Origin of the sequence: Streptomyces glaucus, assembly GCF_039533365.1 — a bacterium.
Taxonomy (GTDB): domain Bacteria; phylum Actinomycetota; class Actinomycetes; order Streptomycetales; family Streptomycetaceae; genus Streptomyces; species Streptomyces glaucus.
The window spans coordinates 277,909-289,955 of record NZ_BAAATK010000002.1; the positions used below are offsets into that span (position 1 = coordinate 277,909).

The following is a 12,047-nucleotide window of genomic DNA, read 5'->3' on the forward strand; positions in this document are numbered from 1 at the left end:
GTGGGGCCCTCTCCGTCACCGGCTCGTTGTCAGTGGCCGCCCCTACAGTCACCGGCATGGCGACACTTCCGAACCCGCTGCCGAAACTGGTGACCGATCCGAGCGGCCGTACGCTCGGGCTGGACCTGCCCGCCGGAGAGCTGATCGACGCCACGGCCGAGGGGCCGTGGCACGAACCGCTGCTGTGGTGCGCGGACGAACGAGCCGTGCCCGGCGCCTGGGCCGCGCTGGCGTCGGTGCCGCGCACCGTCGGTCTGCTGCCGGTCGTCCTCGACGTCGGCGGCGGTCACGGCGGGCCGCGGCAGTGGGAGCTGGCGCCCGGGGAGATGTCCTATCCCGGGGACCACGACGCCGAGGAGGTCCTGGCCGGCCTCTGGGAGGAGTGCGCGGCGGAGGGGGACCGGTGGCCCGGCCTGGCCGCCGCCCCGGATCCGGACGGCGTCCCGGACCCGGAGTCCGTCGCCGCCGCCGTCGCCGGTTCCCTCCTGGACGGCGGGCCCCTGAAGGATCCCCGCGTGGCCCTCGTCCCGGCCCGGCGCAGCGCCGACATCCCCACGGCCCTCGGCTGGACGGGCCCGGTCGGCCACGAGGGCGACACGGCCCGCCTCAGCGCGGTCCTGCGCTCCTGGGAGGACCGCTTCGGCATACGGGTCGTGGCGCTCGGCTTCGACCACCTCCTGCTGTCCGTCGCGGCCCCGCCGGCCACCCTCGGGGAGGCGGCGGCCGTCGCCGCCGAGCACTTCGCGTTCTGCCCCGGCGCCCTCCGGCAGGGCGGCGGCACCACCCTGGCCGCCTACGCCGGGAGCCAGGTCCTCGACCGGCCCGTCTGGCACTTCTGGTGGGACGACTGATCCCGGCGCGCGGGGTCACTCCAGCAGCGTCACGCCGTCCGGGACCGTGATGCCGAAGTCCTCGTCCAGGATGCGGCGTGCCTCCTCCTCGTGCGTGAGTTCCCGCTGGGTGACGGTGCCGTCGGCGCGGGTCTCGGTGAGGACGCGGCCGTCGAGGAGGAGGTGCCGGCCGGGGGTGAGGCTCTGGGCGTAGGGGCGGCGGCTGAAGGGGGAGCGCGGGCTGGTGGCGATGTACCAGTTGATCACCTCGTAGTCGGACGCCTCGAAGGGCTCGACCGTGAACGCGTACTGCGCCGCCCACGAGCCCGGGCCGGCCCCGTCCCTTCGCTCCTGGTACGCCTCCAGCACCCACAGCTCCAGCGGCCCCCGGTGCGGCGCGTGCACCAGGCGGTGCCTGCGCCCCGCGTCGTGGAACTCCGTGTCCGCGATCAGCGGCACCGGCTCCAGCAGGGCGCCGATCGCCCCGAAGCCGACGTCGGCCAGGTACGGCTGCGGGTCGCCGGGGGCGTGGACCAGCAGGGCCATGTGGGTGCGCGGACGGTCGGTGAGGGTGTCCGCGCCCACCACGACCCGCGCGGTCAGCCGGGTCACCCCGAAGCCCAGTTCCTCCAGGGCGCGGGCGAACAGCGTGTTGTGCTCGTAGCAGTAGCCTCCGCGCCGGCTGTGGACCAGTTTGTCCGTCAGGGCGGCCGGTTCGAGGGAGGGAGCCCTGCCGCGCAGGGGGTCCAGGTTCTCGAACGGGATGGCCCACGCATGGGCCAGATGCACGCCCCGCAGCGTCGCCGCGTCGGCCCGCCGCTCCCCCTCCCAGCCGATCCGCTTGAGATATGCGTCCAGATCGAAGGACGTCGTCCGCGCAATGTCAGGCATACCGGCACCGTACGCGGGACCCGTCCGGCCCGTCCGCCGCCCCCGGTAGGAGCCGTTCTCCGTCTTTGGCCCTAAGAGGTTGTTCCAGTCGGTGAGTCGGCGGTAGCTGATGAGTGCTGCGGCGATGCCGATGAAGGCCAGGAAGTGCTCGGCCTTGCGCTCGTGGCGGCGGTGCAGGCGTCGGCATCCGGCCGGCCAGGAGACCGTTCCTTCGACGACCCAGCGGTGTCGGCCGAGCCGCGTGGACGGCTCGATGCCCTTGCGGGCGATGCGGTGGCGGATACGACGCCTACGAAGCCGTTTCCGCAGGTGGTCGTAGTCATAGCCCTTGTCTGCGGGGAGCTTGGCCGGACGCCGGCGGCGCGGGCCGCGACGAGAGCGAGTGGGCGGGATCCCACGCACGAGCGGTCACTTGCGAAATCGAGAACGGTACTCGCCCGGGGCCGTGCCTCGGGCACGTTTGAAGGCACGGCTGAAAGCGTGCGGAGAGCCGTATCCGACCGCGCCGGAGATCGACTCGACCGGCTCATCGGTATCGCGGAGCCTGACGGACGCCAGGTCGATGCGCCACTGCGTCAGGTACGCACCCGGCGTCTGTCCGAGGGCGGACCGGAAACGCCTGGACAGCGTCGCCCGGGAGACGCTCGTCGCGGCGGCCAGGGTCTCCGTGGTCCAGGGGTGTCCCGGTCGGGCGTGGACACATGCCAGAGCGTCGCGCACGACCTGATCACGCATCGCTCCCAGCCATGAGCCGGACTGCTCCTGCGGGTGGCGGGCCAGCCAGGCGCGAACGAACTGGACGAGCAGAAGGTCGACGATGCTGTTGATGGCGGCGGTGGTGCCGATCTGCGGCTGTGCGAGTTCAGCAGCGAGGAGTTCGACGCTCCTTCTGAGCTGCGCGTTCTCCTGGGCTGTGACGTGCATCGGCCGGGCGAGGGAGGTAAGCACCGGTGTGCGCACCTCCGGGTCCTGCTCGTAGTGCAGGACGATCACTTCCGTCTGCACCGGCGCCGAGCCCAGCCGCAGGGCCCGGCCATCGCCAAAAGCCCGGGCCGCCGCCTCACGGTCGCAGGAACCCATCGTCACGCCGGCGCCGCCGGCTATCCCGTGTGCGGTGCCCGGCGACACCAGGACGGCGTCTCCGGCCTGCACCTGAAGAGGCTTCTCGCCCGTGACATGGAGCCACACAGTGCCGCGGGACACCACGTGCAGTGCCGCTCCCGGATAGGAGTCCAGCCACAGGCCCCAGGTTCCTCCGGCCTTCAGCACGACTCCGAGCGCCCCACGCGCACCCGAAACGCGTAAGACCTCCGCCAGCGCATCCATGGGTCCATTCTCGTCCACCGCCGCGAACCGCCCACCGGAGGGCGAAGCGCCTGTGTCCTCGTCCACAGCTTCAGGCCACGTCAAGAACGACCTTTCCGCGCACCTTCCGCGCGAACAGCGCCTGGACGGCGTTGCCCACGTCCTGCCAGTCGCCTCGCAGTCCGATCGGTGCCGAGAGCCTCCCGGCGGCCATGAGGCCCAGCAGATCCGTCAGCTCCCCGCTGGTCGGTGTCATGTCCCCGTAGGTGGCGATGCTGCGGGGCTCACCGAAGCCGAACAAGGCCCCTGGCGGGAACGTGGTTTCCTGCCCCGAGGAGTAACCGACCAGGTGGATGGTGCCGCCCTCGGCGAGGGAACTCCACGCCTGGGCCACCAGCGGTCCGCCGACCGTGTCCAGGACCAGGTCGAACCGGTCCCCGGTTTCGGCCAGATCGGTCAGGACCCTGTCGGCGCCGAGTTCACGGAGTCCGGCGGCCCGCTCCGGCGAACCGACGAGTGCCGTCACCCGGGCGCCCGCCAGCGCCGCCAGCTGGACGGCGAAGTGCCCCACGCCCCCGCTGGCGCCGGTGACCAGAACATTGCGCGCCAGCAGGGAACGCTTGCGCAGCACCCGGAATGCGGTGACTCCGGCGATCCCGAGCGCAGCGGCGTCGGCCAGGTCCACGCCCTCAGGGACGGTGCCGAGCGAGGCGGGGCTGACTGCCACCCGCTCCGCCCACGCGTGGGACGCCATTCCCACTGCGACGCGCGTACCTTCGGGCGGCCCCGAGCCGTCGGATGCGGCGCGCACCACGACGCCGGCCGCGTCGTGACCGTGCACAGCGCCGGCCGGCCACTGGCGCACGTAATTCAGCTCTCCGAAGTTGAGACCGATGTGTCGTATCTCCACCAACGCCTCGCCGGTGGACGGTACGGGCTCATCGACATCGGCGAACCGGACGGGTCCGGCGTCACTGTGATCGACCACAAGGGCGCGCATAGGGGTGTGCATCCTTCTCTCGCGGACGTGGGTGAACACTCGGCGTGGCAACAGATCGAGTGCGCAAATCCGCACCGCCGCCTTCTTGGAAGCCTACGCAGGGCCGGGACAGCGGCCAGACCCGTGAGGATCAATCAGTTGACGATCTGTGTCAGTGCGACTCGCAGCGCGTCGAGCCCCGCACCCGCCCGGTGATTGACGCGGTGCCGGGCACAGACATGCCCGGCAATGTGACGATCTTGGGCGTCAGCACTTCCGTCGGGCGGCGGGGTCGCGCTGGGTGACGTTCCGGGCGACCGCGCCGACGCCGGAGTGGGCGTACCGCTTCGGGGAGGGGGCGGAGGCGCGGCGGGAGCGGGCCAGGCGCATCGGGGCGGAGATGCCGCTCCGCGCGAGAGCCGCGCGCTCTGCCAGCGCCTGATCGTCGATGCGGAATCCGGAGCCGATACACGCCCGGCGACCACACACGGGTGTCACCAGGAACGGCCTCAACTCGGCACAGCCTCGGGACACCCGGGATCAGGTCGACGCCGATGATCGCGATCGGCGTGATGACGGTGAGAGCTTTCACGCGCTCGAAGGCCCGTCGCGATCTGGCGAGGCAGCCGGCCGTGCCCGCGGCGCGGCACGGCGCCTAGGCTCGGAGCGACCTCGGCTCGGAGCGACCCCGGCCCGAAGCGGCCGCGCCCGGAACGGTCACGGTCCGGGCCGGTCACGGTCCGGTTCAGGTGCCCGCCTCGACCCACTCGTCGCTGCTGAGCGAGAACTCGTAGGCGGGACGCCCGTTGTTGCCGCTGGTGCGGAACGGGCGGCCGTCGTCGTTCACCGTCACCGTCCCGCGCCGGGAGCCGCTGGACCACGTCAGCTCCAGGTACCAGCTGACGTCGTAGGCGGAGGCGTCGGCCCGGATGTAGTAGACCTCCGGGTCGGACCGGCTCACCGTGAACGGGAAGTCCTGGTGGCCCGCGTCCGGGACGACGGCGGGGCGCACGGCGTCGAGGGCGACCGTGAAGGAGCGCTTGGGCACGTCGCCGCCGCAGCCGACGTCCGGGTAGCCCATGGCGTAGTCGTTCCAGGCGAGCGGTGCGCGCTTGCCGGCCATCCGGACCGTCAGGTCCTCCACGACCACCGTCTCCTCGCCGGTGCCCTGCACGGTGAGTTTCACGTACTGCTCTCCGGAGGAGACGGCGCCGTACCTGGCCACCCAGGCGGGCGCGTCCTGCTCCAGCGGCGGCCCCTCCACCTCGCCGGGCGGCCGGTCGACCAGATAGCGCTGGGCGCAGGGGTTCTCCCAGTCGTAGGGGAACGTGTTCACGGTCAGCGGGGCGGCCGAGGAGGCGCCGGCCCCGGACCCGCCGCTGCCGCCGCGCCTGCCGCCCGTGGGACTCGCGGTGGCCGACGGGCCGGCCGCCTTCGGCTTGTCCTCCTCCTTCCGGGAGGGGGAGGCGGACGGCGAGGAGGAGGGCGAGGACGAGGACGAGCGGGTGGTGGACGGGGACGCGGTTCCCCGGGTTCCGTCGTCGGCCGGCGCGACGGCTCCGGCGTGGCTCCGGCGCCCGTCGCCGTCCGTGCCGCCGGAGGGCTGGTTCACGGCGAACACGACGGCCCCGAGGACGGCGGCCACGGCGGCCCCGGCGGTGACAGCGGCACGGGCACGGCGGCGCGGCTCCGGGGCCGCCGAGGTCACGACCGCTTCCGAAGCCGCGTACGCGGGCACCGGCGCCGTTTCCGCGCCGGCCTCCGGGGTCTCCGGGGCGTCCGGCACGGTCTCCGGTGTCCTCGGCGCGGTCTCCGCGAGGATTTCCGGAGCCTGCGCGGGGACTTCCGGAGCCTGCGGCGCGGTCTCCGCGGGAGCCACCCGAGCAGCCGGGGCCACCGGAGTCACTGGAGTCTCCGGAGCCACCGGAGCCGCTGACGCCCCCGCCTCCGCGGGGCTTCCCGCCGTCGCGCCCCCCTTGCGCCCGCGCAGCGCGTCCGCCAGCACCCACCGGCGGTGCAGCTCCACCAGTTCCTCCGGCGTCGCCCTGCACAGGCGGGCCAGCCGTTCGACGGGGGCGTAGTCCGTGGGCACGGCGTCCCCGTTGCAGTACCGGTGCAGCGTCGACGTGCTCATGTGGAGCCGTTTGGCGAGCACCCCGTAGCTCAGCCGGGAGCGGTCCTTCAGCCCCTTCAGCATCGCGGCGAAGTCAGCCGCGGCAGTGCCGTCCGACACCATGCCTCCATCCCCCCATCCCATGTCCCCGTTCCAGGGAAGGGTCGTTCCCCCAGGTCAGGCCGGTGCAAGCGTTCCAGCGTCCCTGATCGCCCGGTGGATGTGGCAGCCGGGACGGATCGCCGCACAAGCTCTGGTCATCCAAGCACGCCGCTGCCGGTCTCCGGTCGGACGGCGGCCTCCGGTTCACGCCCATCGGAAAGGAACCAGCCATGCGCACCCACCGCACCGCTCTCCCCCGCACCCGCCTGCTCGCCGCCGCCGGCGTCACCCTCGCCGCCCTGGCCCTCACCGCGTGCAACGACGGCACCGGCACCCGGGACGAGGGCGCCCAGCGGCCCACCGCGGCGGCGACCACCGCCGCGCCCACGGCCGACGGCACCGGCGCCCCGGCCGCCTCCTCCTCGTCCTCGTCCTCGGCCACGGCCACGGCCACGGCCTCCTCGGACAAGGGCCCGGCCGCGAGCCGGGGTTCCGCCGCGGGCCGGAACACGCCCTCCGCCGCGAGCGCGGACACCGACCCCCACGCCCCGGAGAACCGCGTCTCCTGCAACGGCTCCAACACCGCCGTCACCGCCCAGCCGGTCCCCCGCCCCCTCAACCACCTGCTGATCACGGTGAAGAACACCGGCTCGAAGACGTGTGACCTGACCTACTACCCGGTGCTCCGCTTCGACGGGATGCAGTGGGCCCCGCAGGCGATCGAGAGCTCGAAGCCGCAGGCGGTGACCACCCTCGCGCCCGGCCAGTCCGGCTACGCGGGCGTCCTGCTGTCCGCCGCCGACGGCAGCGGCGACGGCGGCGCCACCGGCCACCGGCTCACCGTCGGCTTCCAGGGCCGCACCCCCGGCAGCAGCGGCGGCCCCGCCGCGACGCCGGCCCTGCCGGCCGAGGGCGTCCACTACGACAGCTCGCTGAAGGTGACGTACTGGCAGACGAGCATGGCCGACGCCCTGGCGTACTGAGAGCCGACGCCCTGGCGTACTGAGAGCCGGCGCCCCGGCCCGCTGGCGACCGGCGGGGAACTACCGTCCGAGCCGCTGGGCCACCTCGACGGCCCAGTAGGTGAGGATGGTGCGCGCACCGGCCCGCTTGATGCCGGTCAGCGTCTCCAGGATGGCCCGGTCCCGGTCGATCCAGCCCTTCTCGGCGGCGGCCTCGATCATCGAGTACTCGCCGGAGATCTGGTAGGCGGCGACCGGCACGTCCACCGCGTCCGCGACGCGCGCCAGGATGTCGAGGTAGGGCCCGGCCGGCTTGACCATCACCATGTCGGCCCCCTCCTCCAGGTCGAGGGCCAGTTCCCGCAGGGACTCCCGGACGTTGGCCGGGTCCTGCTGGTACGTCTTGCGGTCGCCCTGCAGCGAGGAGCCGACGGCCTCGCGGAACGGCCCGTAGAAGGCGGAGGCGTACTTCGCGGTGTAGGCGAGGATCGCCACGTCCTCGCGGCCGATCTGGTCGAGGGCGTCGCGGACGACCCCGATCTGCCCGTCCATCATCCCGCTGGGGCCCACCACGTGGGCGCCCGCGTCGGCCTGGACCTGCGCCATCTCGGCGTACCGCTCCAGGGTGGCGTCGTTGTCGACCCGCCCCCGCTCGTCCAGGACCCCGCAGTGCCCGTGGTCGGTGAACTCGTCGAGGCACAGGTCGGACATGACGAGCAGGTCGTCGCCGACCTCGGCCCGCACGTCGCGCAGGGCCACCTGGAGGATGCCGTCCGGGTCGGTGCCCGCCGTGCCGAGCGCGTCCTTCTTCGACTCCTCCGGCACGCCGAACAGCATGATCCCGGAGATTCCCGCCGCGACGGCCTCCGCGGCGGCCTTCTTCAGGCTGTCCCGGGTGTGCTGCACGACGCCCGGCATCGCCGCGATCGGCACCGGCTCGCTGACGCCCTCGCGCACGAAGGCCGGGAGGATGAGGTCGGCGGGGTGCAGCCTGGTCTCGGCGACCATCCGGCGCATGACGGGGGTGGTGCGCAGACGCCGCGGCCGCGTGCCGGGGAAGGATCCGTACGTCGTCATGCCTTCTACGCTACGCCCGCCCCGCCCCCGCCTTTGCCGACGCGGCGTCGGCGCGGCGCCGCCACGGACGCGGGCGTGACCGGCTGCCTCCGGGGCGGCGGGCGGCCGGTCCCGGGCCGGCCCCACGGCTGCGCGGGCGGCCCGGTCCGTTCCCCCGCTCCCCCGCGGCGCCGAGCCCGGGCGTTCCGGTCCGCCCGGCCGGCCGAGGGCTTCCGTCCGGACCGCCGGGCGGCCCGGGCCGGGACGGAACCGCCTGCGTGCCGCGGGCAGTTAAAGATCTGCGAAGACTGCCTGGTCCTGATAGCGTCCCGGTCGCTTTCCCCTGGAACGATCTCTCGACGGCACTCCGCCGGACCGTTCCGTGCCTACGACACAAGGTGGTTCACTTCGTGAGACTGACCCGTACCGCCCTCGCCGTGGCCGCCGGCGCCCTCGCCCCGGCCCTGCTGCTCACCGCTCCGTCCCACGCCGCCGCCACGACGCCCCCGGCCGCCGCCGCGGCGTCGGAGACGGGCTCCCCCTACGACGAGATGGACGTGGACGACCTGCGCGTCGCCATAGCCCGCATCCTCGCCGACCCCGACAGCGGCAGGCGCGTCACCCAGGAGGCCAACGCCCTCCTCGACAGCGGCACCGAAGAGGAGATGCGCGCCTGGCTCGAGACCGGCTACCGGCTCGCCCAGGCCGAGGACGACCGCGTCGCCATCGCCCGCACCCTCGCCGACCCCGACAGCGGCAGGCGCGTGATCCGGGAGGCCAACGCCCTCCTCGACGACGGCACCCCCGAGGAGATGCGCGCCTGGCTCGAGACCGGCTACCGGCTCGCCCAGGCCGAGGACGACCGCGTCGCCATCGCCCGCATCCTCGCCGACCCCAGCAGCAGCGACGCCCTGCGGGCGGCGGCGGGCGCGGCCCTGGACGACAACACTCCGGAAGCGCTGCGGTACTTCCTCGAGGTCGGCCGGTACGAGGTCGACGGCTAGGTGTACGAGGGCAGGACGCTGGTGACGCCACTCCGAAGGCTCGCTGCGGGTGGCTGGCCGCCTGCGGCCAGTGGCTCGGTGCAGGCGAGCCGGGAGAATCCGTCAACCATGGAATGGAGGTGGACGTAGCCGCGTTTGGCGCCGGCGGTCCTTGCCCGGCCGTCGGCCCTCGGCCGACAGGGGTGCGTTGGCGTGAGCCATCAAGCCTTGCTTTCCACTCGGTCCGTCGTGGGCTCGCCGGGCACCGACTTGGGGAGCCGGCGCAGGGCAACGGTCCCGAGTACGGCGTGCAGCACGCCGGCCACCACGGCAGCGGCGTGCAGACCGGTGACGAAAGCCCCCTTCGCCTCCTGGACCGCTGCGGGCGCGAGATCGGGCAGCTGGAGGGTCTCGTCGAGGGTGGGGGCGAGATCCGGCCCCTGGAGCCGGAAGATCAGCGCGGCGAGTGACCCGAGGATCGCGATACCGAGGGCATTGCCGATCTCGTTGCTGGTCTCGGCGATCGCGCCCGCCGATCCCGCTCGTTCCGTAGGAACTGCCCCGACCGCGGTATCGGCGACGACGCTGAAGGAGATGCCGTAACCCACGCCGGTGATCGCCGTCGAAGCGATGTACCAACCGATCCCGCCTGTTGTCGTGGTGGGGAGCAACAGCATCAGACCGGCCGCGATGGAGAAGTGGCAGATGATGAGCGCGGCCCTCTTGCCGATGCGATCGACGACAGCCGGCGTGACGATGCAGGAGACCGTGAGGACGACCGCACCGGGGAGCGCCAGGAGTGCCGCGTGCAGGACGCTCAGGCTCAGGACGGACTGGAGGTAGACGCCTGCCAGGTACGCCGCCGCCGACCACGCTGCCAGCGGCAGCAGACCGGTGATGATCGCGATCGTGAAGACGCGGTCACGGAACAGGGAGAAGTCGATCAGCGGGTGCTCGAGGTGCCGCTGGCGGAGAGCGAACCACGTCAGCAGCACGACGCCGAGGAGCGCCGTCACGGCCGGCAGGACCGACACTCCGTCTGCGGCCATGTCCTTGAGACCGTAGATCGTGAGCAGGAGACCTCCGGCGGAGGTCGCGACACTGAGCGAGTCGATGCGACCTGGCCGAGTCGCGCGGACCTCGCGGAGAAGGACAGGCGCGAACAGCAGAAACACGACGATGACGGGGAGGTTGACGAGGAAGACCGAGCCCCACCAGAACCGCTCCAGCAGGGTGCCGCCGATGATCGGGCCGACGGCGAACCCGGCGGCGAACGCGGCGGCGAAGATGCCGATGGCCTGCGCCCGGCGCCGGGAGTCGGGGAACAGCTCGCTCAGCACGGCCAGGGCCGAGGGCAGGAGGGTCGCGCCGGCCACCCCCATGAGCGCTCGGAAGGCGACGAGAAGCTCCGGGCCCGGTGCGAACGCTGCCCCGGCGGACCCGGCTCCGAACACGGTCGCGCCGATCATCAGCAGCTTCAGCCGGCCGTAGCGGTCGCCGATGCTGCCGAAGGCGATCAGCAAGGAGCCGACGGCGAAGCCGTAGATGTCCAGGATCCACAACGCCTGGTCGGCGGTCGGTGAGAGGGCTTGGCTTATCCGCGGCATCGCCAGGAACAGGATCGATCCGTCCATGGAGACGAGGAGGACCGGTCCGAGGATCACCGCGAGCCCGAGCCACGCCCGCAGACCGGGTGAGTTGTGCACACGCTGTTGAGTCATGCCGTCGACGGTCCGGCGCGACGCGGTCGGCAACCATCCCCGTGCCGTGGGTACACCTGACAGGTACACCCACCGGCCTGGCCGGCATCCTAGGCTCGGGCTCATGGAGAGTCTCGGAACGTTCCTGAAGAGTCGCCGTGATCGGGTCACTCCGGCCGAGATCGGCCTGCGCACCTACGGCACCTCTCGCCGGGTCCCCGGCCTACGGCGTGAAGAGCTCGCCCAGCTCGCCGGAGTGAGTGTGGGGTACTACACGCGCTTGGAACAGGGCCAGGCCGAGACCGCTTCCGAGCAGGTTCTCGACGCGCTCGCCCGTGTGCTCCGGCTCGACCAGGTGGAGACCGTCCACCTGCACAATCTCGCTCGGCAATCCGTGAAGCCCGGCCTGTGCGAACCGCCTCGCGAGGAGCCTCACCCGCGAGTCCTCACGCTCCTGGAATCACTCGGTGAGGCCATACCCGCGATTGTTCTCGGCAGGCGTGGGGACGTGCTCGCATGGAACCGCACCGGACACGCGCTCGTCGCCGAGCACATCTCCTACGAAGCGCCGCGAGACCCGGCACGGCGTCCGTCGATCCCGCGGATGTTCTTCCTCGATCCCCTCACCCGCGACATGTACCGCAACTGGCACGAACTCGCCCGCATCCACGTCGCCTACCTGCGACTCACCGCGGGCCGGTACCCCACCGATGCCCGCCTGGCAGGACTGATCGGTGAACTCACCATGCGCAGCGACGACTTCGCCACGATGTGGGCCACCGGTGACGTATCCGACTGCACCGTCGGGGCCATGCACCTGCAGCACCCCACCGTCGGTGCCGTGAACGTGGACTACCAGGTGTGGCTCCAACCCGACAGCCCCGACCACCGAGTGGAGATCTACACCCCGAAGGACTCAGCCTCTTCGGACGCGTTGCGAGTCCTGGCCCATCAGAGCAGCCGGGCCGGTGAGCCGCAGTCGATCGGACAGCGCTGAATCACCGACCTGATCGGACAGGCCCCAGGCGCAGCTCCGCCGTCGACGACGTCGTTGCCCGCAACGGCGGGGAGTCCCCGTCCGGACCGCCGGGCGGCCCCCCGGGGAGGACGCCCGCGACGCGGGGTC

The 12,047-nt window shown here is 72.4% G+C and carries 10 protein-coding genes and 1 pseudogene; 4 read left to right on the forward strand and 7 right to left on the reverse strand.

What is annotated here, in order from left to right:
* Positions 1-56 precede the first annotated feature (56 nt).
* Positions 57-851 carry a DUF4253 domain-containing protein gene (locus ABD363_RS02755; protein WP_344599713.1) on the forward strand — a complete coding sequence of 265 codons (795 nt, stop codon included), beginning with the start codon at positions 57-59 and terminating at the stop codon, positions 849-851.
* 15 nt (positions 852-866) lie between these two features.
* Here ABD363_RS02755 and ABD363_RS02760 read toward each other — a convergent pair whose 3' ends face one another.
* From ABD363_RS02760 to ABD363_RS02780, 5 genes and pseudogenes are all read right to left on the reverse strand, one after another.
* Positions 867-1,721, reverse strand: a complete 855-nt coding sequence (locus ABD363_RS02760) for an arylamine N-acetyltransferase family protein (RefSeq protein ID WP_344599744.1) — start codon at positions 1,719-1,721, stop codon at positions 867-869.
* 87 nt (positions 1,722-1,808) lie between these two features.
* Positions 1,809-2,129: pseudogene (locus ABD363_RS02765) on the reverse strand (transposase); the annotation flags it as partial.
* Complete coding sequence (locus tag ABD363_RS02770; protein ID WP_344599714.1) at positions 2,130-3,047, reverse strand: AraC family transcriptional regulator; 918 nt, start codon at positions 3,045-3,047, stop codon at positions 2,130-2,132.
* A 70-nt stretch (positions 3,048-3,117) separates the two neighbouring features.
* The gene (locus ABD363_RS02775) at positions 3,118-4,026 is read right to left on the reverse strand and encodes a zinc-binding dehydrogenase (RefSeq protein WP_344599715.1); all 909 of its coding nucleotides are present in this window, start codon (positions 4,024-4,026) and stop codon (positions 3,118-3,120) included.
* A gap of 724 nt (positions 4,027-4,750) precedes the next feature.
* Positions 4,751-6,238 carry a helix-turn-helix domain-containing protein gene (locus tag ABD363_RS02780; protein WP_425577926.1) on the reverse strand — a complete coding sequence of 496 codons (1,488 nt, stop codon included), beginning with the start codon at positions 6,236-6,238 and terminating at the stop codon, positions 4,751-4,753.
* A gap of 212 nt (positions 6,239-6,450) precedes the next feature.
* Between ABD363_RS02780 and ABD363_RS02785 the strand changes: the two genes are divergently transcribed.
* On the forward strand, positions 6,451-7,203 hold the full coding sequence (locus ABD363_RS02785; RefSeq protein ID WP_344599717.1) for a DUF4232 domain-containing protein: 753 nt from the start codon (positions 6,451-6,453) through the stop codon (positions 7,201-7,203).
* Positions 7,204-7,263: 60 nt separating this feature from the next.
* Here ABD363_RS02785 and hemB read toward each other — a convergent pair whose 3' ends face one another.
* On the reverse strand, positions 7,264-8,259 hold the full coding sequence (gene hemB / locus ABD363_RS02790) for a porphobilinogen synthase (protein ID WP_344599718.1): 996 nt from the start codon (positions 8,257-8,259) through the stop codon (positions 7,264-7,266).
* A 389-nt stretch (positions 8,260-8,648) separates the two neighbouring features.
* Between hemB and ABD363_RS02795 the strand changes: the two genes are divergently transcribed.
* Positions 8,649-9,242, forward strand: a complete 594-nt coding sequence (locus tag ABD363_RS02795) for an ALF repeat-containing protein (protein ID WP_344599719.1) — start codon at positions 8,649-8,651, stop codon at positions 9,240-9,242.
* A gap of 200 nt (positions 9,243-9,442) precedes the next feature.
* Here the strand turns inward: ABD363_RS02795 and ABD363_RS02800 are convergent, their stop codons facing one another.
* Positions 9,443-10,942 (reverse strand): MFS transporter, encoded by a 1,500-nt coding sequence (locus ABD363_RS02800; protein ID WP_344599720.1) that lies wholly within the window; start codon positions 10,940-10,942, stop codon positions 9,443-9,445.
* 103 nt (positions 10,943-11,045) lie between these two features.
* Here ABD363_RS02800 and ABD363_RS02805 point away from each other — a divergent pair, with 103 nt between their 5' ends.
* Positions 11,046-11,918, forward strand: coding sequence for a helix-turn-helix transcriptional regulator (locus tag ABD363_RS02805; protein WP_344599721.1), 873 nt, complete (start codon positions 11,046-11,048; stop codon positions 11,916-11,918).
* Positions 11,919-12,047 lie beyond the last annotated feature (129 nt).